Source organism: Stenotrophomonas sp. SMYL41, from assembly GCF_036319965.1.
GTDB lineage: Bacteria > Pseudomonadota > Gammaproteobacteria > Xanthomonadales > Xanthomonadaceae > Stenotrophomonas > Stenotrophomonas maltophilia_R.
Map to the genome: position 1 here is coordinate 1 of NZ_JAWIRX010000011.1, position 26039 is coordinate 26039.

The following is a 26039-nucleotide window of genomic DNA, read 5'->3' on the forward strand; positions in this document are numbered from 1 at the left end:
GGTGGGTCCGGTTGCGGGGGTGTCCGCGGCATGGATGCCGCGGCCAAGCCCCCATGGACGGGTTTACGGCGTCTCCCGCAACCGGACCCACCCCGCCATCCCTCGGAATGCGGCTTTTGCTTTCGCTTTTGATTGCGCTCTGGCCTCTGCAAGTGCCGGGCGCAGCCCGGCCGACACCCCCATCAGGCAGGCGGCGCCCGGAACAGGTACCCTATGCCGCCATCAGTTAGCCAATGTGACATGACCGACGCCATCGTCGCTCCGCAGTGGGCCTCCCGCCTGCGCGACATCGCCGACTTCCCCAAGCCCGGCATCCTGTTCAAGGACATCATGCCGCTGCTCGCCCACGGCGAGGACTTCCGCGGCGCGATCACCGCGATGGCCGACCGCTGGCGCGACCAGAAGCTGGACGCGGTGGTCGGCATCGAATCGCGTGGCTTCATCCTCGGCGCCGCGATGGCGCTGGAGCTGGGCGTGGGCTTCGTGCCGGTGCGCAAGCCGGGCAAGCTGCCGGGCCAGGTGCTGCGCGAGGAATACACGCTGGAATACCGCAGCGACTGCATCGAAGTGCACGCCGATGCGCTGACGGCGGGTGCCCGCGTAGTGATCATCGATGACGTGCTGGCCACCGGCGGCACGCTGGTCGCTGCGCTGTCGCTGGTGCGCCGCCTGGGCGTTGACGTGGTCGGTGCCGGCGTGCTGGTCGAGCTCGATGGCCTCGGTGGCCGCGCCCGTTGGGAAGCGAACCTGCCGCTGCACACCGAACTGGTGTTCTGATCAGAGGGTGGGTGCCAACCTTGGTTGCCACCGCCTGCCGTTTGCTGTGCGCACAGGGTCGAGCATGGCTCGACCCTGCAGGTCACCCGATTACATCATCCGCACGCGGAAACGACGGCCCTTGATCTTGCCGGCTTCCAGCCTGGCCACGGCCTTGTTGGCCTGCTCACGCGCGATTGCCACATAGGAGCGGGTCGGGAAGATCGCGATCTTGCCGATGAACTTGCTCGACAGTCCGGCGTCGCCGGTCAGGGCACCGAGGATGTCGCCCGGGCGCAGCTTGTCAGTCTTGCCACCGTCGATCCGCAGGGTGCGCATCGCGGCCTGCGGCAGCTCGGCCGGGCGCGCGGTCGCCAGCGGCGTCTTCTGCCAGTCCAGCGGCTGCCCCATCTGCGCTTCGATCGCTTCGGCACGGGTCTTCTCGCGGCCGGCCACCAGGCTGATCGCCAGGCCACTGGCACCGGCACGACCGGTACGGCCCACGCGGTGCTGGTAGCTCTCCACGTCGGTCGGCAGCTCGTAGTTGATCACCGCGGCCAGCTCTTCCACGTCCAGGCCGCGTGCGGCCACGTCGCTGGCCACCAGCACGTTGCAGCTGCGATTGGCCAGCAACAGCAGCACTTCCTCGCGGTCACGCTGTTCCATGTCACCGTGCAGGGCCAGTGCGGAGAAGCCGAACTGCTGCAGCGAGTTGGCCACTTCGTCCACGTCCTTGCGGGTGTTGCAGAACACCACCGCCGATTCCGGTGTGTGCTTCAGCAGCAGGCCGGCAAGCGCCTTCTGGCGATGCGCCGGCTCCACCTCGCAGAACAGGTGGCGGATGGCCGGGGCCTGGTCGGCACCCTCCACCGTCACTTCCACCGCGTCGCGCAGCAGGTCACGTGCCATGGCGCGGATGCTGTCGGGGAAGGTGGCGGAGAACAGCAGGCTCTGGCGATCCTTGTGGGTGCGGCCGGCGATCTCGCGGATCGGCTCCTCGAAGCCCATGTCGAGCATGCGGTCGGCCTCATCCAGCACCAGCGTGCGCACCGCGCCCAGGTTCAGCGCACGCTTGCGTGCCAGCTCCTGCACGCGGCCAGGCGTGCCGACCACCACATGCGGATCGTGGCCTTCCAGCGACGCCAGCTGCGGCCCCAGCGGCACGCCGCCGACCAGCAGCAGCAGCTTCAGGTTGGGGATGCCGGTGGCCAGCTTGCGGATCTGCTTACCGACCTGGTCGGCCAGTTCGCGGGTCGGGCACAGCACCAGCGCCTGCACGCGGATCAGGCTGGGGTCGATGGCCTGCAGCAGGCCCAGGCCGAAGGCGGCGGTCTTGCCGCTGCCGGTCGGCGCCTGTGCGATCACGTCGCGGCCATCGAGGATGGCCGGCAGGCTCTGCGCCTGCACGGGGGTGAGGGTGGTGTAGCCGAGGGCATCCAGGCCGGGCTGCAGGGCCGGGCTCAGCGGCAGGGTCGAGAAGTCAGTCATGGCGCATTGTACCCGTCCGCGCGGCCGCCCCCGTCTAATGGGGTGGGGTCGGATCCCTTTCCGCAGGAAAGGGCTCTGACCCCCAATTGGAGCCGCCATCCACGCATGGCGTGGATCTGCTGGTGGGTGCCGACCTTGGCCGGCACGCTCCTGCTCAGCCCAGCACCGCCAGCACACCCTGATGGATGGCCAGGCCACCGAACAGCAGCCACGCAAAAAGGATCAGCGCCAGCAGCAGCGGCTTCAGCCCGGCCTGGCGCAGTGCCGAGACGTGGGTGGTCAGGCCAAGCGCGGCCATCGCCATTGCCAGCAGCACGGTATCCAGCTGCACCAGCCCGGCCTGCAGGCCGGCCGGCAGCAGATGCAGCGAGTTGAACCCGGCCACCGCCACGAAACCGAACGCGAACCAGGGCACCACGATGCGCGCCTTGCTGCTGTCGGCGCTGGCCTTGCCGCCACGCGCCAGCCACAACGACAGCGCGACCAGGAACGGCGCCAGCAGCATCACCCGCACCATCTTGGTGATCACCGCCGTGTCAGCCGCCGCTTCGTTGACCGCACGGCCGGCCGCCACCACCTGTGCCACTTCATGCACCGTCGCACCGGTGAACAGGCCGTACTGCCGCGCGTCCATTGCCAGCCAGCCATGCGATTGCACCAGCGCGTACAAGGCGGGGTACAGGAACATCGCCAGCGTGCCGAACACCACCACAGTAGAGACCGCGACGGTGACCTGCGCAGCACGGCCGCGCACCACCGGTTCGGCAGCCATCACCGCCGCCGCGCCGCAGATCGCACTGCCGGCGCCGATCAGCATTGCCGCTTCGCGCTCCATCTTGAACACGCGCATGCCCAGCCAGCAGGCCAGCCCGAAGGTGCTGGCGACCACCAGCACGTCCATCAGTACGCCGGTGACGCCGACATGGCCGATGTCCTGGAAGGTCAGGCGCAGGCCGTACAGCACGATGCCGGCGCGCAGCAGCCAGTGCTTGGAGAAGCCGACACCGGCCGCGCTGCCCGGTGCCAGCCGCGGGTAGAACGTATTGCCGACCACGATCCCCGCGACGATGGCCACGGTCAGCGCGCTCAGGCCGTGCGCCTGAAGCCAGGGCAGCTCGGCCAGGTACAGCGAGACCGCCGCGATCAGGCCGACCAGCAGCAGGCCGGGCAGCCGCGGCTGCCAGCGTTGGCGCAGGGCGGGCAGGGACCAGGAGGAGAGAGCGGGGGCATTCATGGCAGGGCAGGGCTGGAGTGATGAGGCAAGCGTGCGCTTCTGTCGCTGACCTGTAAAACGAATAATATGGGTGAAACCTACCTATCAAGCGGGTAAATGCCATGCGCCTGACCTTGCGCCAGCTGCAGGTCTTCGTCGCCATCGCCGACCATGGCAGCACTACTGCCGCCGGCCAGGCCATTGCGCTCTCGCAGTCGGCCAGCAGCGCCGCGCTGCAGGAGCTGGAGGCGCACTTCGGTACCCCGCTGTTCGACCGCATCGGCCGCCGCCTGGCCCTGAACGGGCACGGCCGCGCGCTGCTGGAGCCGGCGCGCACGTTGCTGGTCAACGCCGCCGATCTGGAGCGGCAGCTGGCCGCTGGCGGCGACCCGTCGCAGGGTGCACCGCTGCGGCTGGTGCTGGCGGCCAGTACCACCATCGGCAACTACCTGTTGCCACCGCGCATCGCCGATCTGCTGCGACAGGCGCCGCAGGCCGAAGTCGACCTGCGCATCGACAACAGTGCCTGCGTGGTTGCCGCTGTGCAGCGCCTGGATGTGGACGCCGGCCTGATCGAAGGCCCATGCCACGAGCGCGGGCTTCAGGTCACCGCCTGGCAGCAGGATCCGCTGGTGATCGTCGGCGCGGCAGACGCTGCCGCGCGCTGGTCACTGGACGAACTGCGCCGCGCACGCTGGCTGCTGCGCGAACCGGGCTCCGGCACCCGCGAAGCGGTCGAACAGGCGCTGTTGCCGCATCTGCGCGGCTTCGCCCAGACCCTGCAGCTGGGCAACACCGAAGCGATCAAGCAAGCCGCCATCGCCGGCCTCGGCCTGGCCTGTCTTTCGCGTCATGCGCTGGAAGAGCCGCTGGCTCTCGGCCGCCTGCGTGTGCTGGAGACCCCGCTGCCGCCCCTGCAGCGCACCCTGTGGCTGGTACGCCACCCCGGCAAGCAATGGCTGCCGGGGTTGCAGGCGTTGTTGGGGGAGGTGCAGTAGCAGGGATCGGTCTTACACTGCGCGAATTTCACGAAGGGGTCAGAGCCCGTTGCGCAGCAACGGGATCCGACCCCGACAGATCGACAGGTCTTGCAGCGCTCATCCACGCATGGCGTGGATCTACCGTGCCGACCAAGGTCGCCACCCACCAGAGCAGAATGCCGTTCCGACAGATCGCAGAAATCTGTCGAAGGCGGGATGGGTCCGGTTGCGGGGGCGTGAGCCGCATGGATGCGGCGACCGAGCTTACATGGACGTACTTGCAGCGGCCCCCGCAACCGGACCCACCCCGCCATCCCACAGGAAACCAGCTTTTGACGTTGCTTTGGCTGCGGCCGTTGCCTCTGCGGGTGCCGGGTGCAACCCGGCCGACGCCCCCAACCCGTACAATATCCGGATGCCTCTGATTACTCTGCAGAACGTCGACTTCAGCGTCGGCGGCCCGTTGTTGCTGGAAAAGGCCGAACTGTCGATCGAGCCGGGCGAACGCATCGCCCTGATCGGCCGCAACGGCGCCGGCAAATCCACCCTGCTCAAGCTGCTGTCCGGCGACCACAAGCCCGATGACGGCGAAGTCCGCGTGCAGCAGGGCGTGCGCGTCACCCGCCTGGAGCAGGAAGTGCCACACGGCGCGGCCGGCTCGGTGTTCGACGTCGTCGCCGATGGCCTCGGCGAACTGGGCCAGTGGCTGGCCGAGTTCCACCACCTCAGCCATGCCGAGGTCTTCGATGGCGAAGCCCTCGGCAACGTGCAGGCCAAGATCGACGCCGCCAACGGCTGGGGCCTGGACCAACGGGTCAGCGAAACCCTGACCAAGCTCGACCTGGACGGCGAGGCCGAGTTCGGCCGCCTGTCCGGCGGCATGAAGCGCCGCGTGCTGCTCGCCCGCGCGCTGGTGTCCAGCCCCGATGTGCTGCTGCTGGACGAACCGACCAACCACCTGGACATCGAGGCCATCGACTGGCTCGAAGCGTTCCTGAAGGGCTGGAGCGGCAGCGTGGTGTTCGTCACCCATGACCGCCGCTTCCTGCGTGCGCTGGCCACCCGCATCGTCGAGATCGACCGCGGCCAGGTCACCAGCTGGCCGGGTGACTGGGCCAACTACGAGCGTCGCCGTGAGGAACGCCTCAACGCACAGGCGCAGGAAAACGCACGCTTCGACAAGCTGCTGGCGCAGGAAGAAGTCTGGATCCGCCAGGGCATCAAGGCACGCCGCACCCGCGACGAAGGCCGCGTACGCCGCCTCAAGGCGATGCGCACCGAACGTTCGCAGCGCCGCGACCTCAGCGGCAACGTCAAGATGGAAGCCGCGCAGGGCGTCAGCTCCGGCAAGAAGGTCATCGACGTCAAGGACATTTCGTTCGCCTTCGGCGAGCGCACCATGGTCCGCGATTTCACCACCACCATCCTGCGTGGCGATCGCATCGGCCTGATCGGCCCCAATGGCAGCGGCAAGACCACGCTGCTGAAGCTGCTGCTGGGCGAACTGCAGCCGGCCAAGGGTGAGGTCAACGCCGGTACCAACCTGCAGATCGCGTATTTCGACCAGTACCGCGCGGTGCTGCGCGAAGACTGGAGCGCGATCGAGAACGTGGCCGAAGGCCGCGATTTCCTCGAGTTCAACGGCAAGCGCAAGCACGTGCATGCCTACCTGCAGGACTTCATGTTCACTCCGGAGCGCGCGCGCGCGCCGATCACCCGCCTGTCCGGTGGCGAGCGCAACCGCCTGCTGCTGGCCAAGCTGTTCGCGCAGCCCTCCAACCTGCTGGTGATGGACGAACCGACCAACGACCTCGACGTGGAAACCCTGGAGCTGCTGGAAGAGCTGCTGGGCGAGTACACCGGCACGCTGCTGCTGGTCAGCCACGACCGTGACTTCATCGACAACGTGGTGACGTCCACGCTGGTGATGGAAGGCGACGGCGTGATCGGCGAGTACGTCGGTGGTTACAGCGACTGGCAGCGCTATGCGGCCAGCGTGGCTGCGCCTGCCGCGGCCCCGGCAGCCAAGCCGGCGTCCGCTGCACCGGCGGCTGCTGCGGCGGCGGCGACTCCCGCAGCCCCCAAGCGCAAGCTGGCCTACAAGGAAGCACGCGAGCTGGAGCAGCTGCCGAAGACCATCGAGAAGCTGGAAAGCGATGTCGAAGGCCTGACCTCGGCGATGAACGACCCCTCGTTCTACACCCGCAGCAGTGCCGAAGTGACCGCGCACACCCAGCAGCTGGCCAAGGTGCAGGCCGAGCTGGATGCCGCGTACGCACGCTGGGAAGAACTGGAAGGCTGAGCGTCTGCCGGCGCTGCCGGTGAACTCAGGGATCCGTGCGGACCAACGGTCCGCACCTACCGACGCCGATGCCGGGTAGATCCACGCCCTGCGTGGATGGCTGCATCAGTGCGGACCCAGGTCCGCACCCACCGGGGGGGCCAGCGGTCATTTGACCCCGTGAAGATCCCGCAGCTGGCTCGGCCGGCTGCCGAAATACGCCGCCAGATCGGCAATGTCCTGATCACTCAGGTCCTTGGCCTGCGGCGTCATCAGCGCATGCTGGCGGTCACCGGCACGGTAGGCCTGCAGTGCATGCGCCAGGTAATCGCCGTACTGCCCACCCAGCTTCGGATAGGTCGGATCGATCGGCGCGTTGCCATCGGCCCCGTGGCAGTCGATGCAGCTCTGGTTGGTGGCCTTGCCCTTCACCTTGGCGCGGGCTTCACCGGCAGCCTCGCGGCCCGGCGGCAGGCCAGCGGAGGATGAAGAACCGTGTTCGCCGCTGGCATGGCCCGGGTCGGCGGCGGATTTCTCGCTGTTTTCCACCTGCGACTGTGAACAGGCCGCCAGCAGCAGGGCAACGGACAGGGCGATGGCGTGACGCATCGGATGCGCGGCTTTCGACATGGGCGGGCCTTACTTGACGGTGGACAGGTAAACAGAGAGATCGGCGATCTCCTGTTCGCTGAAACTCATCGACTGCGCCTGCATCGTCGGATGCCGGCGCTTGCCCTGGCGGTACTCGGTCAGCGCCTGGGCCAGGTACTGCTGGGTCTGGCCGCCGATCTTCGGCACCCGGTAACTGGGGTAGGCGTTCTTGTAGCCGGTGATGCCGTGGCAGCCCTGGCAGGTGTAGGCCAGCACGCGGCCATTGTCGAAATTGCCAGTGGGCGCGGCGGGCGCGGGCGCAGCGGCGGGAGCCGGTGCCGGGGCGGGTGTGGCAGGAGCAGGAGCGGGCTGTGCGGCGGCCCCAAGGGGCAGGAGGACGGCCAGAGCGAGACAAGCGGCGAGCGGCTGCGGGCGCATGGTGTCGTTTCCGGGGATTCGGGTCTGGTCGTTCCGGCGTGGGGTACGGAACGACCCGAGTATAGCCCCAGGTTTCATCTAGCTGAAATGGGGGTGGGCCGACCAGCGGCGTGAAGACACCATGACCTTTGGGATATGGTGTTGCCGTGAAGTGGTGCATTACTTTGCTACCACACCTGTCCACGCATCCTCCAGGGACCTGACGATGTCGCACCCAACCTTCCTGTCCGGCCGTCGCAGCGGAATCTGCGCTGCCGCACTGCTGATCTCCACCTCCCTGCTGCTGGGCGGTTGCGCCGCAGGGCCCAATTCCGAAGCCAAGGCTGCCGAGACCAAGGAGGAGAAGAAGGTCGACGCCGTCCCGGTCGAAGTGGCGGTGGCCAGCCATCGTGCCGTCGCCGCCAGCTACACCGGCACTGCCGCGCTGGAACCACGCGCCGAGTCGCAGGTGGTCGCCAAGACCTCCGGCGTAGCGCTGGCGGTGCTGGTCGAGGAAGGGCAGCGGGTCACCGCCGGCCAGCCGCTGGTGCGGCTGGACCCGGATCGTGCACGCCTGGCCGTTGCGCAGAGCGAAGCGCAGATGCGCAAGCTGGAAAACAACTACCAGCGTGCACAGAAGCTGGTCGGCCAGCAGATGGTCAGCGCCGCCGATGTCGACCAGCTGCGCTACGACCTGGAAAACGTCCGCGCGCAGTACCGGCTGGCCACGCTGGAGCTGTCCTACACCACGGTGGTGGCACCGATCTCCGGCGTGATCGCCTCGCGCTCGATCAAGACCGGCAACTTCGTGCAGATCAACACGCCGATCTTCCGCATCGTCGACAACTCGCGGCTGGAAGCCACCCTCAACGTGCCCGAGCGCGAGCTGGCCACCCTGCGCGCCGGCCAGCCGGTGACGCTGGCGGCGGACGCGCTGCCGGGGCAGAGCTTCACCGGCACCGTCGATCGCATCGCGCCGGTGGTGGACTCGGGCAGCGGCACGTTTCGCGTGGTCAGCGCCTTCGACGGTGCCGCAGACGCGCTGCAGCCCGGCATGTTCGGTCGCATCCGCATCGACTACGACCAGCGTGCCGATGCGCTGGTCGTACCGCGCCTGGCGTTGCTCGACGACGGTGAGCCGGCGGTGTTCCGGGTGCGCGAAGGCAAGGTCGCGCGCGTTCCGGTCAAGCTGGGTTACGCCGAGGGCCCGTGGGTGGAGATCCGTGATGGCCTGGCGGCCGGTGATCAGGTGGTCACCGCCGGCAAGGTCGCCCTGCGCGACGGCACCACGGTGCAGGTGATTGCCGATCCGAAGGCGAAGACGGTCGCAGCGGCCGCCAAGCCGGCAGACAAGGCCGGGAGCAAGCAATGACCGCCCCGGGCCACGACCACGGTGCCTCGCCGGCGAGCGACGGCGCCGCCGCCGGCATGCGCGGCGGCCTGGTGGAATTCGCCACCCGCCGCCGCGTGACCATCGCCATGTGCACGGTCACGTTGCTGCTGTTCGGCCTGATCGCGCTGGGCAACCTCAAGGTCAACCTGCTGCCCGACCTGAGCTACCCGACGCTGACCGTGCGCACCGAATACACCGGTGCGGCGCCGACTGAAATCGAAACCCTGATCACCCAGCCGGTCGAAGAGGCGGTCGGCGTGGTCAAGAACCTGCGCAAGCTGAAGTCGGTCTCGCGTACCGGCCAGAGCGACGTGGTGCTGGAGTTCGCCTGGGGCACCAACATGGACCAGGCCAGCCTGGAGGTGCGCGACAAGATGGAGGCGCTGAACCTGCCGCTGGAGGCCAAGGCCCCGGTGCTGCTGCGCTTCAATCCATCCACCGAGCCGATCATGCGCCTGGTGCTGTCGAACAAGACGGCGCCGACCAGCGATGCCGATGCGGTGCGCGAGCTGACCGGCCTGCGCCGCTATGCCGATGAAGACCTCAAGAAGAAGCTGGAGCCGGTCACCGGCGTGGCGGCCGTCAAGGTGGGCGGTGGCCTGGAGGACGAGATCCAGGTCGACATCGACCAGCAGAAGCTTGCCCAGCTGAACCTGCCGATCGACACCGTCATCAAGCGTCTGAAGGACGAGAACATCAACATTTCCGGCGGTCGCCTGGAGGAGGGTTCTCAACGCTTCCTGGTGCGTACCGTCAACCAGTTCGCCGACCTGGAGGAAATCCGCAACCTGCTGGTCACTACCCAGGCCGCCAATGGCAGCGCGGCGGACTCGGCGCTGCAGCAGATGTTCAACATCGCCGCGTCGACCGGTTCGGCGGCCGCCATCGCCGCGGCGTCGGCGGCACAGAGCGCATCGTCCGGTGGTGGCTCCAGCGTGGTTGCCAACGGCGTGCCGGTGCGCCTGAAGGACGTGGCCACCGTGCGCCAGGGCTACAAGGAGCGTGAAGCAATCATCCGCCTGGGCGGCAAGGAATCGGTCGAGCTGGCCATCTACAAGGAAGGTGACGCCAACACCGTGTCCACCGCCGAAGCGCTGCGCAAGCGCCTGGAGCAGATCAAGGGCACGTTCCCGTCCGATGTCGAGCTGACCACCATCGAGGACCAGTCGCGCTTCATCGAGCACGCCATCGCCGACGTCAAGAAGGATGCCGTGATCGGCGGCTTGCTGGCGATCCTGATCATCTTCCTGTTCCTGCGCGATGGCTGGAGCACGTTCGTGATCAGCCTGTCGCTGCCGGTCTCGATCATCGCCACGTTCTTCTTCATGGGCCAGCTCGGCCTGAGCTTGAACGTGATGTCGCTGGGGGGCTTGGCATTGGCCACGGGCCTGGTGGTGGATGACTCGATCGTGGTACTGGAGAGCATCGCCAAGGCCCGTGAGCGTGGCCTGGGCATCCTGCAGGCAGCGATTGCTGGCACCCGTGAAGTGAGCATGGCGGTGGTCGCCTCGACCCTGACCACCATCGCCGTGTTCCTGCCGCTGGTGTTCGTCGACGGCATCGCAGGGCAGCTGTTCCGCGACCAGGCGCTGACCGTGGCGATCGCCATCGCGATCTCGCTGCTGGTGTCGATGACCCTGATCCCGATGCTGAGCTCGCTGAAGGGACGGCCACCGCTGGCGTTCCCGGAAGAGGCGCCGAACGCAGCGTGGCAGCCGCAGAAGCGCTGGCAGAAGCCGGTTGCGCTGGGCCGCCGTGGCGTGGTCGCCAGCGTGCGCTGGAGCTTCTATGCGCTGGCCTGGCTGGTGGTGCGCCTGTGGCGCGGCATGGTCGCGGTGGTCGGCCCGGTGATGCGCAAGGCCAGCGACCTGGCGATGAAGCCCTATGCCGGTGCCGAGCGTGGCTACCTGCGCCTGCTGCCGGGCGCACTGGCGCATCCCGGCAAGGTGCTGGGCGTGGCGGCCATCATTTTCGTGGCGACCATGGCGCTGGTGCCGATGCTTGGCGCGGACCTGATCCCGCAGCTGGCACAGGACCGTTTCGAAATGACGGTGAAGCTGCCGGCCGGTACGCCGCTCAAGCAGACCGATGCGCTGGTGCGCGAGCTGCAGCTGGCGCACGGCAAGGGCGAAGGCGTGGCCTCGCTGTATGGCGTAAGCGGCAGCGGCACCCGGCTGGATGCCAGCCCGACCGAAAGCGGCGAGAACATCGGCAAGCTGACCGTGGTGATGGAAGGCGGCGGCAATGCCCACACTGAAGCGGCGATCACCGAGCGCCTGCGCGGCACCATGAGCCAGCACCCGGGTGCCCAGGTCGACTTCGCGCGACCGGCGTTGTTCAGCTTCTCCACGCCGCTGGAAATCGAGCTGCGCGGGCAGGACATGGCCACCCTGGAAGTGGCCGGCCAGCGCCTGGCGGCGATGCTGCGCGGCAATGCGCACTACGCCGACGTGAAGTCGACGGTGGAAGAGGGCTTCCCGGAAATCCAGATCCGCTTCGACCAGGAGCGCGCCGGTGCGCTGGGCCTGACCACCCGCCAGATCGCCGACGTGGTGGTGAAGAAGGTGCGCGGCGATGTCGCCACCCGCTACAGCTTCCGTGACCGCAAGATCGACGTGCTGGTGCGTGCGCAGGAAGGTGACCGCGCCAGCGTGGAGAGCATCCGCCGCCTGATCGTCAACCCCGGCAGCACCCGTCCGGTCACCCTGGACGCGGTGGCCGATGTGGTCGCCACCACTGGCCCCAGCGAGATCCACCGCGCCGACCAGACCCGGGTTGCAGTGGTGTCGGCCAACCTGCGCGACATCGATCTTGGCGCAGCCATGCGCGAAGTGCAGCAGATGGTCGCCGAGCAGCCGCTGGGCGCGGGCGTCGGCCTGCACATCGGCGGCCAGGGCGAGGAGCTGGCGCAGGCGGCGAAGTCGCTGATCTTCGCCTTCGGCCTGGCGATCTTCCTGGTCTACCTGGTGATGGCCTCGCAGTTCGAATCGCTGCTGCACCCGTTCGTGATCCTGTTCACCATCCCGCTGGCGCTGGTCGGCGCGATCCTGGCGCTGATGCTGACCGGCAAGCCCATCTCGGTGGTGGTGTTCATCGGCCTGATCCTGCTGGTTGGCCTGGTCACCAAGAACGCGATCATCCTGATCGACAAGGTCAACCAGCTGCGCGAGGCCGGCGTGGCCAAGCACGAGGCGCTGGTGGAAGGTGCACGCTCGCGCCTGCGCCCGATCATCATGACCACCCTGTGCACGCTGTTCGGCTTCCTGCCGCTGGCGGTGGCGATGGGCGAGGGCGCCGAGGTTCGCGCACCCATGGCGATCACCGTGATCGGTGGCCTGCTGGTGTCGACGCTGCTGACCCTGCTGGTGATCCCGGTGGTATATGACCTGATGGATCGCCGTGGCGACGCCTATTATCGAGAGCGCGGCCGCAAGCACGCCGGTGAAGGCCTGCACGGCGATGAAGGCGGCGTGGCAGGTGGGGAGGAACCGGCATGAGTGTTGCCGAGTTCTCCATCCGCCGCCCGGTCACCACCATCATGTGCTTCGTATCGCTGGTGGTGATCGGACTGATCGCTTCGTTCCGATTGCCGCTGGAGGCGCTGCCGGACATCTCCGCACCGTTCCTGTTCGTGCAGATTCCGTACACCGGCTCGACCCCGGAAGAAGTGGAACGGACCATCATCCGGCCGGTCGAGGAATCGCTGGCGACGATGACCGGCATCAAGCGCATGCGCTCGTCGGCCACCTCCGAGGCGGCGCTGATCTACATCGAGTTCAGCGACTGGGACCGCGACATTGCGATTGCCGCGTCCGATGCACGTGAGCGCATCGATGCGATCCGCAGCGACCTGCCCGACGACCTGCAGCGCTACAACGTGTTCAAGTGGTCCAGCAGCGACCAGCCCGTGCTGAAGGTGCGCCTCGCCAGCACCACCGATCTGACCAACGCCTATGACATGCTCGACCGCGAGTTCAAGCGGCGCATCGAGCGCATCCCTGGCGTGGCCCGTGTCGATATCACCGGCGCGCCGCCAAACGAGGTGGAGATCGCCATCGATCCGAACCGGCTCAACGCGCATGGGTTGAGCATCAACGAGCTGAGCGAGCGCCTGCGCACGCTGAACTTCTCGATATCGGCCGGGCAGATCGACGACAACGGCCAGCGCGTGCGCGTGCAGCCGGTGGGCGAGATCACCGACCTGCAGGAGATGCGCGACCTGGTGATCAATGCCAAGGGGCTGCGCCTGGGCGACATCGCCGATGTGCGCCTGAAGCCGGCGCGGATGAACTACGGGCGCCGTCTCGATGGCAACCCGGCGGTTGGCCTGGATATCTTCAAGGAGCGCAGTGCCAACCTGGTGGACGTCTCGCGTGCGGCGCTGGCCGAGGTCGAGTCGATCCGCGCGCAGCCGTCGATGCGCGACGTGCAGATCAAGGTGATCGACAACCAGGGCAAGGCGGTGACGTCCTCGCTGCTGGAGCTGGCCGAGGCCGGCGCGGTGGGCCTGATCCTGTCGGTAACCGTGCTGTTCTTCTTCCTGCGCCATTGGCCGTCGACGCTGATGGTGACGCTGGCCATCCCGATCTGCTTCACCATCACCCTGGGCTTCATGTACTTCGTCGGGGTGACACTGAACATCCTGACCATGATGGGCCTGCTGCTGGCGGTGGGCATGCTGGTCGACAATGCCGTGGTGGTGGTGGAGAGCATCTACCAGGAGCGCGAGCGCATGCCGGGGCAGCCACGGCTGGCCTCGATCATCGGCACGCGCAACGTGGCCATCGCGCTCAGCGCCGGAACACTGTGCCACTGCATCGTGTTCGTGCCGAACCTGTTCGGCGAGACCAACAACATCAGCATCTTCATGGCGCAGATCGCGATCACCATCTCGGTCTCGCTGCTGGCCTCGTGGCTGGTCGCGGTCAGCCTGATCCCGATGCTGTCCGCACGGATGGCCACGCCCAAGCTGGTGCACTCGCAGACCGGCCTCATCGCGCGCCTGCAGCGGCGCTACGCGCAGCTGCTGGACTGGTCGTTGCATCACCGCGGATGGAGCCTGCTCGGCATCCTCCTGGTGGTGCTGGTCAGCCTGGTGCCGATGAAGCTGACCAAGGTCGACATGTTCGGTGGCGAGGGTGGCAAGGACATCTTCATCGGCTACATGTGGAAGGGTGCCTACACCTACCGGCAGATGTCCGAGGAGGTGGCGCGGGTGGAGAACTGGATCGACCAGAACCGCGAACGCCTGCACGTGAAGCAGGTGTACTCCTGGTACAGCGAGCAGGAAGGCAGCTCCACGGTCGTCACCCTGGACGAAAAGTACGCCAAGGACATCAAGTCGCTGCAGGAGGAACTGCGCAAGGGCCTGCCGAAGTCGGCCCGCACCGATTACTTCGTCGGCAACCAGGGCGGCGATGGCGGTGGCGGCGGCAACCAGGGCGTGCAGGTGCAGCTGGTGGGTGATTCCAGCTCGATGCTGCAGGAGATCGGACAGGAAGTGGTGCCGTTGCTGGCGCAGCGTGCCGAACTGCGCGACGTGCGCATCGACAACGGCGAGAAGGGCGGCGAACTGAAGGTGCGCGTGGACCGCGAGCGTGCCGCGGCGTTCGGCTTCAATGCCGAGCAGGTGGCCAGCTTCGTCGGGCTGGCGCTGCGCGGTGCGCCGATGCGCGAGTTCCGCCGCGGCGACAATGAAGTACCGGTGTGGGTGCGCTTCGCTGGTGCCGAGCAGAGCAGCCCGGAAGACCTGGCCGGCTTCAGCGTGCGCACCGGCGACGGTCGCAGCGTGCCGCTGCTGAGCCTGGTCACCGTCGATGTCGGTTCGTCGGCCACCCAGATCGGCCGCACCAACCGCCAGACCACGTTGACCATCAAGGCCAACCTGGCCGAGAAGATCACGGCACCGGATGGGCGCAAGGCGATTGAAACCGTGCTCAAGCCGATGAACTTCCCGGCCGGCTATGGCTTTACCTTCGACGGCGGTGACTACGGCAACGATGACGAAGCCATGCAGCAGATGGTGTTCAACCTGCTGATCGCGCTGGTGATGATCTACGTGGTGATGGCGGCGGTGTTCGAATCGCTGTTGTTCCCGGCGGCGATCATGAGCGGCGTGCTGTTCTCGATCTTCGGCGTGTTCTGGCTGTTCTGGATCACCGGAACCTCGTTCGGGATCATGTCCTTCATCGGCATCCTGGTGCTGATGGGCGTGGTGGTGAACAACGGCATCGTGATGATCGAGCACATCAACAACCTGCGGCGCAGCGGCATGGGCCGTACCCAGGCGCTGGTGGAGGGCTCACGCGAACGCCTGCGCCCGATCATGATGACCATGGGCACGGCGATCCTGGCGATGGTGCCGATCTCGCTGACGGATACGCAGATGTTCGGCGATGGCCCGGAGTATTCACCGATGGCGCGCGCGATTGCCGGCGGCCTGGCGTTCTCGACCGTGGTCAGCCTGCTGTTCCTGCCGACCATCTACGCGGTGCTCGATGACCTGCGCACTGCCGTGACGCGGCTGATCCGCCGCGCGCGTGGCCTGGAGATGGTAGAGCCGGGCGCTGCCCGGCTGTAATGCGCGACAACGTGTTGTGGTGTGGGGGAGGCCGGTCGTAGTGGGGCGGCCTCCCCCTTTTTTTTCCCTCGCCGGCCATGGCGGCGCCAACCAGGGTTGGCACCTACCAGAGCGCAGTCGAGCATGGCTCGACTCCAGACAAAGCCGTCAACCGGCGACCTTGCCCCAGACCTTGAAGGTGGTCAGCCACAGGCCGAGCATGCTACCGATGTTGGTCAGCATGAAGGTCAGCACCACGCGGGTGACCCGGTTGCGGTACCAGCCCTTCAGGCTCTGCGCATCATCGCGAAGCTTCAGGAAGTCCTCATACGCGGGCTTGCGCAGCCGCGCTTCCACCAGCGCCGAGAACGCACCGGTCGGGATGCTCAGGCGGAACGGTTTGAACGGGGCCACCGCGATCGCGGTGAGGATGCTCAGCGGGTGGCCGCCGGCCAGCAGGCAGCCCAGGCCCGCCAAGCCGCCGGTATACATCGCCCAGGTCGCCAGCAGCTCGGTGCCCACGCCCAGGCCGCCGCGGTAGAAGCCCACGCCGATGCCGGTCGCCACGATCGCCAGGATGCCGAGCGTGAACCAAGGAATGTTGCGCTTCTTCGGCACCGCCTCCAGCTCGGCACGCAGCGGTGCCGGCGCCTCGGTGTCGGTTTCCAGGTAGCGGGCCAGCCCGGCCAGGTGGCCGGCGCCGACCACCGCCAGCACTTCGCGCTGCTGCAGGTCGTGTTCTTCGCGCAGGCGCGTGGCCATGTAACGGTCACGCTCGCCGATGATGGTCTCGTACAGCGCCGGGCTCTCGCTGGCGAACTCGCCGAAGCTCGATTCCAGCATGTCCCCCTGCTTGAGCTTCTCGATCTCGTTCTCGCCCACTTCCTCGGACGAGAACAGGCCGGCGCCAAGCCCGGCGACCAGCTTCAGCTTGCCGAAGAACCCCAGCCGCTGCGACGCACGGCGGAAGGTCAGGCCGACTTCGCGGTCGATCAGGTGCACCGGCAGGTCGCGCTCGCGCGCCAGTTCCACTGCACGCTTCAGTTCGGCGCCGGGCTCGATGTCGAGCTGTTCGGCCAGGCGCCGCTGGTAGGCGGACAAAGCGAGGTTGGCGGCGAACAGGGCGACGCGGCCCTTGCGGATCACCTCGACCAGGTCGAGCTTGGCCAGCGTATCCGGGTCGCTCAGTGCCTGCAGGCGCTGCGGGTCCAGTTCGACGGCCACCGCATCGAAGCGGCCGCTGTCGATGGCCTTTTCCACTGCCTCGACGCTGGCGCGTGAAACGTGGGCGGTGCCCAGCAGGGTGTAGCGCACGCCGTCGCGTTCGACGACGCGCACCGGCTGGCCGGCGAACAGGTCGTCGCCGGTCTCGGGAAGGGTTTCAGTCATGGATTCATTCATTGGAAGGTGCGGTGTCGGCGCCATCGCCGAGCGCGCGCTGCATCTGCACGGTATCCAGCCAGCGGCCGTGCTTGCGGCCAAGGCCACGGAACACGCCCACCAGCTCGAAGCCGAAGCGTTCGTGCAGCTTGATCGACGCGGTGTTGGTCGGCTCACCGATCACCGCCACCATCTGCCGGTAACCACGCGCCACGCAGGCATCGATCAGGGCCTGCAGCAGGCCGGTGCCGACGCCCTGGCCCTGGAAGCGGGCATCGACGTAGACCGAGTTCTCCACGGTCCACTGGTAGGCAACGCGGGTGCGATAGGTGTTGGCGTAGGCATAGCCGGCGACCCGGCCGTCGATCTCGGCGACCAGGTAGGGGAAACCGCGGTCGATGATGTCGCGCATGCGGCGCAGCATCTCGGGCGCGTCCGGAATGTCGTACTCGTAGGTGTTGACGAAGTCGGTCACTTCCACCGCATAGATCGCGGTGATCGCGTCGATGTCGGCCGGGCCGGCATCACGGATGAGGACGGCCATGCGCGGGCTCCGGCTCAGTCGATGTAGCGCTTGAGCAGGTCGCCGTACGCGTCGATGCGGCGGTCGCGCAGAAACGGCCAGATGCGGCGCACGTGCTCGCTGCGCTGCAGGTCGACATCGCACAGCAGCACGGTGGCGTCGGTGCCGGCTTCGGCCAGGAACTCGCCCTGCGGGCCGAGCACGTGGCTGTTGCCCCAGAACTGGATGCCCGACGCGCCCAGCGGCGAGGCTTCGTGGCCGACGCGGTTGCAGCTCAGCACCGGCAGGCCGTTGGCCACGGCGTGGCCGCGGTGGCTCAGCACCCAGGCGTCGCGCTGGCGGGTCTTCTCGTCCTGCACATCGTCCGGATCCCAGCCGATCGCGGTCGGGTAGAGCAGCAGTTCGGCACCGGCCAGCGCCATCAGGCGTGCCGCTTCCGGGTACCACTGGTCCCAGCAGACCAGCACGCCAAGGCGGCCCACCGAGGTGTCGATCGGCGTGAAGCCGATGTCGCCCGGGGTGAAGTAGAACTTCTCGTAGAAGCCCGGATCGTCCGGGATGTGCATCTTGCGGTACTTGCCGAGCAGGGTGCCATCCTTCTCGAACACCACGGCGGTGTTGTGGTACAGGCCGGCAGCGCGGCGCTCGAACAGCGAGCCGACCAGTACCACGCCATGCTTCTTCGCCAGCGCGCCCAGGCGCTCGGTGCTCGGGCCCGGAATCGGCTCGGCCAGATCGAACTCGTCCACCGATTCGTGCTGGCAGAAATACGGGCCGTTGTGCAGTTCCTGCAGCAGCACCAGCTTGGCACCCTGCGCAGCCGCCTCGGCCACGCGTGCTTCGATCACCGCCAGGTTGGCGGCGGCATCACCGTGGTTGCGCTCCTGGATCAGGGCGACGGTAAGGGGGCTGCGCGAGTTCATGCGGGGCGTTCCTGCGGGGGAAAAGCAGCATGTTAGCGCGGATGGGCGGCGACGGCGTGTCGCGCGCTGAATGGGTGCACGCAACCGGTAGCGCCGGGCCCTGCCCGGCGGATTTTCCAGATGCCGCTGCGCTCGCCGGGCATGGCCCGGCGCTACCGCGCGATTTACGCCTTCAACAACCCCGCCGGCAGCTGCATGGTGATGCAGTGCAGGCTGCCGTTCTGCCAGATCAGCGAGCGGCAGGGCACCTGCACGATCTCCCGGCCCGGGTGCGCCTGCGCCAGCACATCGCGGGCCAGATCATCGGCCGGATCGCCATAGGCCGGCATCAGCACCGCGCCATTGACGATCAGGTAATTGGCGTACGAGGCGGCCAGGCGGCGGCCTTCGTCGATCACCGGCTGCGCCCACGGCAACGGGAACAGGCGATACGGCTGGCCGTCCTTTGTGCGCAGCGCGGCCAGTTCGTTGCCCATCGCCTGCAGTTCGGCGTAATGCGAGTCGCTCTCGTCGTCGCAGGCCTGGTAGACGATGCTGTCGGTCGAAGCGAAGCGGGCGAGGGTATCGATGTGCGCGTCCGTGTCGTCGCCTTCCAGGTAGCCGTGGTCCAGCCACAGCACGCGGTCCTGCTGCAGCCAGTCGGCCAGGTCGGCGCTCAGGCTGGCGCGGTCGCGGTCCGGATGGCGCTCGTGCAGGCACTTCCAGGTGGTCAGCAGGGTGCCTTCGCCATCGGTTTCGATGCCGCCGCCTTCCAGCGCGAACGGAATGCTGCGCACCGGCGCATCGTTGAACACGCCGGCCTGGTCGAGCACGCCTACCAGCTGGTCATCCAGCGTGGCGTCGAACTTGCCGCCCCAGCCGGTGAAGCGGAAATCCAGCAGCTGGAACCCGCCGTCGGCACGGCGCAGGGTGATCGGGCCGGAATCGCGCAGCCAGGTATCGTCGTACGCCGCCGTAGTGAAGTGGACTTTGTCCATGTCGATGCGGTTGGAACGCAGCCGCATCTCGGCATAGGTCTCCACATCGTCGTCGGCCACGCAGATCAGCACCGGCTGGAAGCGGGTGATGGCCGCGACCAGGGCGATGTAGGTCTCTTCCACCTGGCCCAGGCGGTCGGCCCAGTCGGTGTCGGCGGTGGGCCAGGCAATCAGGACGCCGCTCTGGGCTTCCCACTCGGCAGGAAAACGAAGGGTCTGGTTCATGGTCTCGCTACACAGGCCCGCCCACGGCGGGTAATGGGATCAACGGATCGGCGGTTTCGGGCCGATTTCGTTCGGGTCCGCCTGGTTGGCCACCACGTTGATCACCTTCTGCTTCTCGAAGTAGACGGTGAACTGCGGGTACACCCAGCGGTTGATGGTCGGCCACTGACGCTTCTGCCCGCCACGCGGCTGCAGCTGCTCGCTTGGTGCGCCGAACTGCGCCTGCACCTGCTGCATGCTCTGGCCACGCACGGGCACGGCACCGGCCGGCTTCTCGCGGGCACGGTCGACAAGCAGGGTATCGGCCAGTGCCGGTGTGGCGGCGGCCAGGGTGGCCATCACGGCCAGGGCGGACAGGTAACGCTTCATCTCGATCTACTCCCCAGTGGTCAAGAAAGGCGATTACAGCAAAAACGGCAGGAAAAAGCCGCATAAACAAAAAACCGCCCGAAGGCGGTTTCTTGCATCGGGTCGGCCCCGCGCAGGGCCAGCCGCAGCCGGAAGGCTGTGAGGCTTAGCGCTGACGCGCCTTGAAACGCGGGTTCGACTTGCAGATGACGAAGATCTTGCCACGACGACGCACGACCTTGCAGTCACGGTGACGGGCCTTCGCCGACTTCAGGGAGGACAGGACTTTCATGGCATACCTCGGCGTAAACAGTAGTTGTTCGGGTGGAGCGTGGCCGCGATATGCGAAAGACAATCGGCAGTTGACGCTCGTTCAAGCCCGCCATTCTACCGGGCTTTTCCTCGTGGTTTCAAGTGGTTGCACAAAAGATCCCGCTCGGGGCGTCTGGCAGGGGCTAGAATGGCCTCTTCACACGCTCTGGGACCCCCATGAATCCACTCGCTCCCGTCCTGACCATCGACGGCCCATCCGGGGCCGGCAAGGGTACCATCAGCCGCATCATCGCGCGCAGGATGGGCTGGCATTACCTGGATTCGGGTGCGCTGTACCGGGCGGTGGGGGTGGCTGCAAGCTGGGCCGACATCGATACCTCCGATGCCTCGGCGCTGGTTCGATGCACCTTCGACACCCACGTTCAGTTTGTCGAGCAGGGTGATGCCATGCGGGTCATGGTCAACGGCACCGATGCCACCGACGAGCTGCGCCTGGAGACCACCGGGGCGCTGGCCTCGGCCATTGCCGCCATTCCCGAGGTCCGGGCTGCGCTGAAGGAGCGCCAGCGCGCATTCAGGGAGCTGCCGGGCCTGGTCGCCGACGGCCGCGACATGGGTACGGTGATCTTCCCGGACGCCTCCTACAAGGTCTTCCTGACCGCCAGTGCCGAGGAGCGCGCCGAGCGCCGGCATAAGCAGTTGAAAGACAAGGGGGTTTCTGTTAACTTTGATGACCTCCTGCGCGAGATCATGGCCCGCGACGCCCGTGATGCTCAGCGTACCGTGGCGCCCCTGAAGCCGGCAGACGATGCTGTCCTCATCGACACCACAGGCATCGGCATCGATGATGTCGTTGCCAGAGTGATGGATCTGCTTCCGGTTCCGGCTGCCTGATCCGTTCGCGCGGGAGCACTGCCAGCAGCATCGGCGGTGGTCGCGCATAGCAGTGCTGTACCAGCTCCGTCGCGCAATGATGCGTGGCGGTTTTCCTACTACACACGACCTGCGTTTCCGGGGTCGACCAACAGGCGGGCGGTCGCCATTCCCCTGAAGGGGACGCCACCGACCCATGTGTCCAACAGAGTAAATCTAATGACCGAATCATTTGCCGAACTGTTTGAAGCCAGCCAGGCCAATCTGGCCAAGCTGAAGCCGGGCGCCATCGTCAGCGGTACCGTTGTTGAAGTCCGCGGCGACGTCGTGGTGATCAACGCTGGCCTGAAGTCCGAAGGCATCGTGCCGATCGAACAGTTCCGTAACGACGCTGGCGAAATCGACGTCGCCGAAGGCGACATCGTCAAGGTCGCCCTCGACTCGATCGAGAACGGCTTCGGCGAAACCGTCCTGTCGCGCGAGAAGGCCAAGCGCGCGATGGTGTGGGACGAGCTGGAAGAAGCGTTGGAAAAGAACGAAACCATCACCGGCCGCATCAGCGGCAAGGTCAAGGGTGGTTTCACCGTGGACATCAAGGATGTCCGCGCCTTCCTGCCGGGTTCCCTGGTCGATGTGCGCCCGGTGCGCGATCCGGCCTACCTGGAAGGCAAGGAGCTCGAGTTCAAGCTCATCAAGCTGGACCGCAAGCGTAACAACGTCGTGGTCTCGCGCCGCGCTGTCGTCGAAAGCGAGCACTCGGAAGAGCGCGAGCAGCTGATGGACAAGCTGCAGGAAGGCGCGATCCTGAAGGGTGTCGTCAAGAACCTGACCGACTACGGCGCATTCGTGGACCTGGGCGGTATCGACGGCCTGCTGCACATCACCGACATGGCGTGGAAGCGCGTGCGTCACCCGTCGGAAGTCGTGAACGTCGGCGACGAGCTGGACGTCCGCGTGCTGAAGTTCGACCGCGAGCGCAACCGCGTTTCGCTGGGCCTGAAGCAGCTGGGCGAGGATCCGTGGGACAACATCGGCCGTCGTTACCCGGCCAACAGCCGCGTCTTCGGCAAGGTCTCCAACGTCACCGATTACGGTGCGTTCGTTGAGATCGAGCCGGGCGTCGAAGGCCTGGTGCACGTCTCCGAGATGGATTGGACCAACAAGAACGTCAACCCGTCCAAGGTTGTCCAGGTTGGCGATGAAGTCGAAGTGATGGTGCTGGACGTCGATGAAGAGCGTCGCCGCATCTCGCTGGGCATGAAGCAGGTTGCCGCCAATCCGTGGGAAACCTTCGCTGCCACCCACAAGAAGGGTGACAAGGTCTCGGGCCAGATCAAGTCGATCACCGACTTCGGCATCTTCATCGGCCTGGACGGCGGCATCGATGGCCTGGTCCACCTGTCGGACATCAGCTGGAACACCACCGGCGAAGACGTCGTTCGCAACTTCAAGAAGGGCGATACCCTGGACGCCGTCGTCCTGGCTGTCGATCCGGAGCGCGAGCGCATCTCCCTGGGCGTGAAGCAGCTGGAGCAGGATCCGTTCGGCCAGTACATGGCTGCCAATCCGAAGGGCTCCAAGGTCGAAGGCGTGGTGAAGGAAGTCGACGCCAAGGGCGCGATCATCGAGCTGGCTGACGGCATCGAAGGTTACGTCTCGGCCCGCGACATCGCCAACGAGCGCGTTGACGACGCCACCCAGCACCTGAAGGTCGGCGACAAGGTCGAAGCCAAGTTTGTGGGCATGGACCGCAAGGGCCGTACCCTGCAGCTGTCGATCAAGGCCAAGGACGACGCGGAAATGCGCGAAGTGCTGGAGGAATACCAGTCCTCTTCGGCTTCCAGCGGCACCACCCAGCTGGGCGCGCTGCTGCGTGCACAGCTGAACGGCAACAAGTCCGAGTAATCGGCCTTACGCTGTTCGTTGTTTCCTGGACGGCCCGGGCATTGCCCGGGCCGTTTCAGGCTGAGATGCCCCTGATGTGAGCCGGTAATGACCAAATCCGAACTGATCGAAATCCTTGCGCGCCGCCAGGCGCACCTGAAGGCCGATGATGTCGATCTGGCGGTGAAGTCGTTGCTGGAAATGATGGGCGGATCGCTGTCCGCCGGGGATCGCATCGAAATCCGGGGTTTTGGCAGCTTCTCGCTGCACTATCGTCCGCCGCGCCTGGGTCGCAACCCGAAGACCGGCGAATCGGTTGCCCTGCCGGGCAAGCATGTCCCCCATTTCAAGCCGGGCAAGGAACTGCGCGAGCGGGTCAGCAGTGTGCTGCCGCTGGACGCCGATCCGGCCTGAGCCTTCCGTCGCGCCACCGCGTGCGAATCCAGCCGCGAGTCGGATAAGCTACGGACTCCTGCCACTGGAGCTGTCGCATGAAGGTTTTTCGTCTGCTGGTCCTGCTGGCGGTGCTGATCCTTGGATTGATCATCGGTGCGGTCAACATGACCGCGATGTCGATCAATCTGCTGTTTACCGAACTGCATACCTCGGTGGGCGTGGCCCTGATCGCTGCGCTGCTGGTCGGTGTCGTGGTCGGTGCCGGGCTGGTGCTGGTGAGCGTGGTCATTCCGCTCTACGGCCAGCTGCGCCGTGCCAACAAGTCCGCTGTCGCTTCGCCGGCACCGGTGGCTTCCCCGCAATCTTTTGATGGACGTTGATCGAAGATGGATTTCGTCACCGAGTGGTTCTGGTTCTTCCTGTTCGTTCCGCTGGCCGCACTGGCCGGGTGGGTGATCGGGCGGCGTGGTGGTCAACGCCACGGTGACAGCCAGGTCAGCCGCCTGTCGAGCACCTATTTCCGTGGCCTGAACTACCTGCTCAACGAGCAGCCGGACAAGGCCATCGAGCTGTTCCTGCACATCGCCGAGCTGGACAAGGAAACCTTCGAGACCCAGGTCGCGTTGGGCCACCTGTTCCGCCGCCGCGGTGAAGTCGACCGCGCCATCCGCCTGCACCAGGGTCTGGTCAACCGCCATGACCTGAGTGACGCGCAGCGCGTGCAGGCGCTGCTGGCGCTGGGCGAGGACTACATGAAGTCCGGCCTGCTGGATCGTGCCGAGACTGTATTCACCGAGTTGGCGCAGCTGGATCAACGTGCACCGCAGGCGCTCAAGCACCTGATCGGTATCTACCAGGCCGAACGCGATTGGGAAAAGGCGATCGACAACGCCACCCGTTTCGAGGACGTCACCGGCGAGCCGATGGGCAAGCTGATCGGGCAGTTCGAGTGCGAGCTGGCCGAGCGGTTCCGCGGTGCCGGCAAGCTGGAAGAGGCGAGGGCAGCGATCGCCCGGGCCTATCAGGCCGATGCGATGTCGGTGCGCGCCGGTATCATCGAGGGCCGGCTGGAAACCGACGCGGGCAATCCGGAAGCTGCCGTGCGCGCCTTTGAGCGCGCCGCGCGCAACGATCCTGAGTACCTGCCGGAACTGCTGCCGGCGTTGATGCAGAACTATCGCAAGGTCGGCGACCTGGCCGGCGCACGTGCCTTCCTGTCTGAGATGACCGAGCATTACCGCGGCATTGCCCCGGTGCTGGCGTTGACCCGGCTGATGGAAGAGCAGGAGGGCGTGGCTCCGGCCCGTGCCTACCTCGGTCGCCAGCTCAAGGATCGGCCGTCGGTGCGGGGTGAGTCCGCGCTGATCGACCTGACCCTCGCCGAGGGGGCCGATTCCACCGCCACCCTGCATGACCTCAAGCACATCACCGACCAGTTGCTGGTGCGCAACCCGGCTTATCGCTGCACGCGCTGCGGCTTCGGTGCGCGTACCCACCACTGGCAGTGCCCGAGCTGCAAGGAATGGGGAACGGTCAAGCCGCTGCTGAACTACGCGGTGCTCTGATCCATGCCCTGGCTTGTGATGGGCGCGCTGCTGGGGCTCGCCCTGCTGAGTGCGTTGCTGACCTGGGCTGCACGCGGCTATGCACTGCGCCAGCAGTTGATGGACCAGCCCGGCGAACGCCGCAGCCATAGCGTCGCCACCCCGCGCGGTGGCGGCATCGCCATCGTCATCAGCCTGCTGGTGACTGCTGGCGTGGCCATCTGGGCCTGGCCCGAAAGCACGCCCAGTGTGCTGGTGGCCAGCCTTGGGCTGGTGCTGGTGGCCGGCATCGGCTGGTGGGACGACCACAGGCCCCTGCCGGCGATGCGTCGCCTGCTGGTGCATTTCATCGCTGCGGCGCTGCTGGCCGGCCTGGTCAAGGTGAACGGTGGCAGCTGGCTGTTGGCGGCGCTGGTGCTGCTGTTCACCGCCTCGCTGATCAACATCTGGAACTTCATGGACGGCATCAATGGCATTGCCGCCAGCCAGGCCGTCGTGGCGATGCTGGGGCTGGTGCCGGTGCTGCCGTGGCCGTACTCACTTGCCGCTGTGGCCCTGGGGCTGGCGTGCCTCGGATTCCTGCCGTTCAACTTCCCTCGGGCCCGGATCTTCATGGGCGATGTCGGAAGTGGCGCGCTGGGGTATGCGGTCGCCGCCGTGCTGGCGCTCGCCAGCGTGCGGACCGATATCAACTGGCTGCTGCTGCTGGTACCGGTTTCGCCGTTCCTTGTGGACGCGGGCTTCACACTGCTGGCGCGCATCATTTCAGGACAACGCTGGATGGAACCCCATACCCAGCATGTCTACCAGCGCGCGGTGCAGGCAGGAGCCAGTCACCCCCAGGTGACAGGGATGTACTTTGCTTTGGGCCTGTTCAGTATTACAGTGTTCAATGTCTGCTCCAATTTGCAGCCGAGGTGGGAGGCTGCCGTGGCGATCGCGTGGTTCATCGCGCTGAGCGTCCTCTGGCTCCTCCTGCGCAATGGAATGCGCCACCGACAAGGAATTACCTGAC

21 protein-coding genes and 1 pseudogene are annotated in these 26039 nt (G+C 66.6%); 12 read left to right on the forward strand and 10 right to left on the reverse strand.

Annotated features, from left to right (window positions below; genetic code table 11):
- Positions 1 to 240: 240 nt before the first annotated feature.
- Positions 241 to 777, forward strand: a complete 537-nt coding sequence (locus V3B30_RS13700) for an adenine phosphoribosyltransferase (RefSeq protein ID WP_100472022.1) — start codon at positions 241 to 243, stop codon at positions 775 to 777.
- Positions 778 to 867: 90 nt separating this feature from the next.
- Here the strand turns inward: V3B30_RS13700 and dbpA are convergent, their stop codons facing one another.
- Together dbpA and V3B30_RS13710 are read right to left on the reverse strand one after the other, a co-directional pair.
- On the reverse strand, positions 868 to 2244 hold the full coding sequence (dbpA, locus tag V3B30_RS13705; RefSeq protein WP_262084160.1) for an ATP-dependent RNA helicase DbpA: 1377 nt from the start codon (positions 2242 to 2244) through the stop codon (positions 868 to 870).
- A gap of 154 nt (positions 2245 to 2398) precedes the next feature.
- The gene (locus V3B30_RS13710) at positions 2399 to 3478 is read right to left on the reverse strand and encodes a YeiH family protein (protein ID WP_262084161.1); all 1080 of its coding nucleotides are present in this window, start codon (positions 3476 to 3478) and stop codon (positions 2399 to 2401) included.
- 101 nt (positions 3479 to 3579) lie between these two features.
- Between V3B30_RS13710 and V3B30_RS13715 the strand changes: the two genes are divergently transcribed.
- Together V3B30_RS13715 and V3B30_RS13720 are read left to right on the forward strand one after the other, a co-directional pair.
- Positions 3580 to 4455 carry a LysR substrate-binding domain-containing protein gene (locus V3B30_RS13715; RefSeq protein WP_262084162.1) on the forward strand — a complete coding sequence of 292 codons (876 nt, stop codon included), beginning with the start codon at positions 3580 to 3582 and terminating at the stop codon, positions 4453 to 4455.
- A 397-nt stretch (positions 4456 to 4852) separates the two neighbouring features.
- Positions 4853 to 6739, forward strand: a complete 1887-nt coding sequence (locus V3B30_RS13720; RefSeq protein WP_262084163.1) for an ATP-binding cassette domain-containing protein — start codon at positions 4853 to 4855, stop codon at positions 6737 to 6739.
- Positions 6740 to 6886: 147 nt separating this feature from the next.
- Here V3B30_RS13720 and V3B30_RS13725 read toward each other — a convergent pair whose 3' ends face one another.
- Both V3B30_RS13725 and V3B30_RS13730 read right to left on the reverse strand, forming a co-directional pair.
- Positions 6887 to 7348: a cytochrome c gene (locus V3B30_RS13725; protein ID WP_100472027.1), complete on the reverse strand. Its 462-nt coding sequence runs from the start codon at positions 7346 to 7348 to the stop codon at positions 6887 to 6889.
- Positions 7349 to 7357: 9 nt separating this feature from the next.
- Complete coding sequence (locus V3B30_RS13730) at positions 7358 to 7747, reverse strand: c-type cytochrome (protein ID WP_005413034.1); 390 nt, start codon at positions 7745 to 7747, stop codon at positions 7358 to 7360.
- A 205-nt stretch (positions 7748 to 7952) separates the two neighbouring features.
- Here V3B30_RS13730 and V3B30_RS13735 point away from each other — a divergent pair, with 205 nt between their 5' ends.
- The 3 genes and pseudogenes from V3B30_RS13735 to V3B30_RS13745 all read left to right on the forward strand — a co-directional run bounded on the left by V3B30_RS13735 (position 7953) and on the right by V3B30_RS13745 (position 15699).
- Complete coding sequence (locus V3B30_RS13735) at positions 7953 to 9098, forward strand: efflux RND transporter periplasmic adaptor subunit (protein WP_262084164.1); 1146 nt, start codon at positions 7953 to 7955, stop codon at positions 9096 to 9098.
- Positions 9099 to 9160: 62 nt separating this feature from the next.
- A pseudogene (locus tag V3B30_RS13740) lies at positions 9161 to 12616 on the forward strand (efflux RND transporter permease subunit); the annotation flags it as partial.
- Complete coding sequence (locus V3B30_RS13745) at positions 12613 to 15699, forward strand: efflux RND transporter permease subunit (RefSeq protein ID WP_262084165.1); 3087 nt, start codon at positions 12613 to 12615, stop codon at positions 15697 to 15699. The pseudogene V3B30_RS13740 and the gene V3B30_RS13745, both read left to right, overlap by 4 nt.
- Before the next feature lie 147 nt (positions 15700 to 15846).
- Here the strand turns inward: V3B30_RS13745 and V3B30_RS13750 are convergent, their stop codons facing one another.
- The 6 genes from V3B30_RS13750 to ykgO all read right to left on the reverse strand — a co-directional run bounded on the left by V3B30_RS13750 (position 15847) and on the right by ykgO (position 20346).
- Positions 15847 to 17079 carry a TraB/GumN family protein gene (locus tag V3B30_RS13750; RefSeq protein ID WP_262084166.1) on the reverse strand — a complete coding sequence of 411 codons (1233 nt, stop codon included), beginning with the start codon at positions 17077 to 17079 and terminating at the stop codon, positions 15847 to 15849.
- Positions 17072 to 17602 (reverse strand): GNAT family N-acetyltransferase, encoded by a 531-nt coding sequence (locus V3B30_RS13755; protein ID WP_100472031.1) that lies wholly within the window; start codon positions 17600 to 17602, stop codon positions 17072 to 17074. Before V3B30_RS13755 ends, V3B30_RS13750 begins: the two co-directional genes overlap by 8 nt.
- 14 nt (positions 17603 to 17616) lie before the next feature.
- The gene (locus V3B30_RS13760; protein ID WP_049442792.1) at positions 17617 to 18504 is read right to left on the reverse strand and encodes a carbon-nitrogen hydrolase; all 888 of its coding nucleotides are present in this window, start codon (positions 18502 to 18504) and stop codon (positions 17617 to 17619) included.
- A 164-nt stretch (positions 18505 to 18668) separates the two neighbouring features.
- On the reverse strand, positions 18669 to 19706 hold the full coding sequence (locus tag V3B30_RS13765; RefSeq protein ID WP_100472032.1) for an agmatine deiminase family protein: 1038 nt from the start codon (positions 19704 to 19706) through the stop codon (positions 18669 to 18671).
- Positions 19707 to 19745: 39 nt separating this feature from the next.
- Positions 19746 to 20075, reverse strand: coding sequence for a hypothetical protein (locus tag V3B30_RS13770; protein ID WP_100472033.1), 330 nt, complete (start codon positions 20073 to 20075; stop codon positions 19746 to 19748).
- A 145-nt stretch (positions 20076 to 20220) separates the two neighbouring features.
- Positions 20221 to 20346 (reverse strand): type B 50S ribosomal protein L36, encoded by a 126-nt coding sequence (ykgO, locus tag V3B30_RS13775; protein WP_005409283.1) that lies wholly within the window; start codon positions 20344 to 20346, stop codon positions 20221 to 20223.
- Positions 20347 to 20543: 197 nt separating this feature from the next.
- On the opposite strand from ykgO, the gene cmk reads away from it, so the two are divergent.
- The 6 genes from cmk to V3B30_RS13805 all read left to right on the forward strand — a co-directional run bounded on the left by cmk (position 20544) and on the right by V3B30_RS13805 (position 26038).
- Positions 20544 to 21221 (forward strand): (d)CMP kinase, encoded by a 678-nt coding sequence (gene cmk, locus V3B30_RS13780; RefSeq protein ID WP_014036894.1) that lies wholly within the window; start codon positions 20544 to 20546, stop codon positions 21219 to 21221.
- Positions 21222 to 21419: 198 nt separating this feature from the next.
- Positions 21420 to 23105, forward strand: a complete 1686-nt coding sequence (gene rpsA / locus V3B30_RS13785; protein WP_005416230.1) for a 30S ribosomal protein S1 — start codon at positions 21420 to 21422, stop codon at positions 23103 to 23105.
- An 87-nt stretch (positions 23106 to 23192) separates the two neighbouring features.
- A complete protein-coding gene (locus V3B30_RS13790; protein WP_005409286.1) occupies positions 23193 to 23498 on the forward strand; it encodes an integration host factor subunit beta in 306 nt (101 codons plus the stop codon).
- A 77-nt stretch (positions 23499 to 23575) separates the two neighbouring features.
- Positions 23576 to 23860, forward strand: a complete 285-nt coding sequence (locus tag V3B30_RS13795; RefSeq protein WP_100472034.1) for a lipopolysaccharide assembly protein LapA domain-containing protein — start codon at positions 23576 to 23578, stop codon at positions 23858 to 23860.
- A gap of 6 nt (positions 23861 to 23866) precedes the next feature.
- Complete coding sequence (gene lapB / locus V3B30_RS13800) at positions 23867 to 25045, forward strand: lipopolysaccharide assembly protein LapB (RefSeq protein WP_005416232.1); 1179 nt, start codon at positions 23867 to 23869, stop codon at positions 25043 to 25045.
- Between the two features lie 3 nt (positions 25046 to 25048).
- Positions 25049 to 26038, forward strand: a complete 990-nt coding sequence (locus V3B30_RS13805) for a glycosyltransferase family 4 protein (RefSeq protein WP_100472035.1) — start codon at positions 25049 to 25051, stop codon at positions 26036 to 26038.
- Position 26039 lies beyond the last annotated feature (1 nt).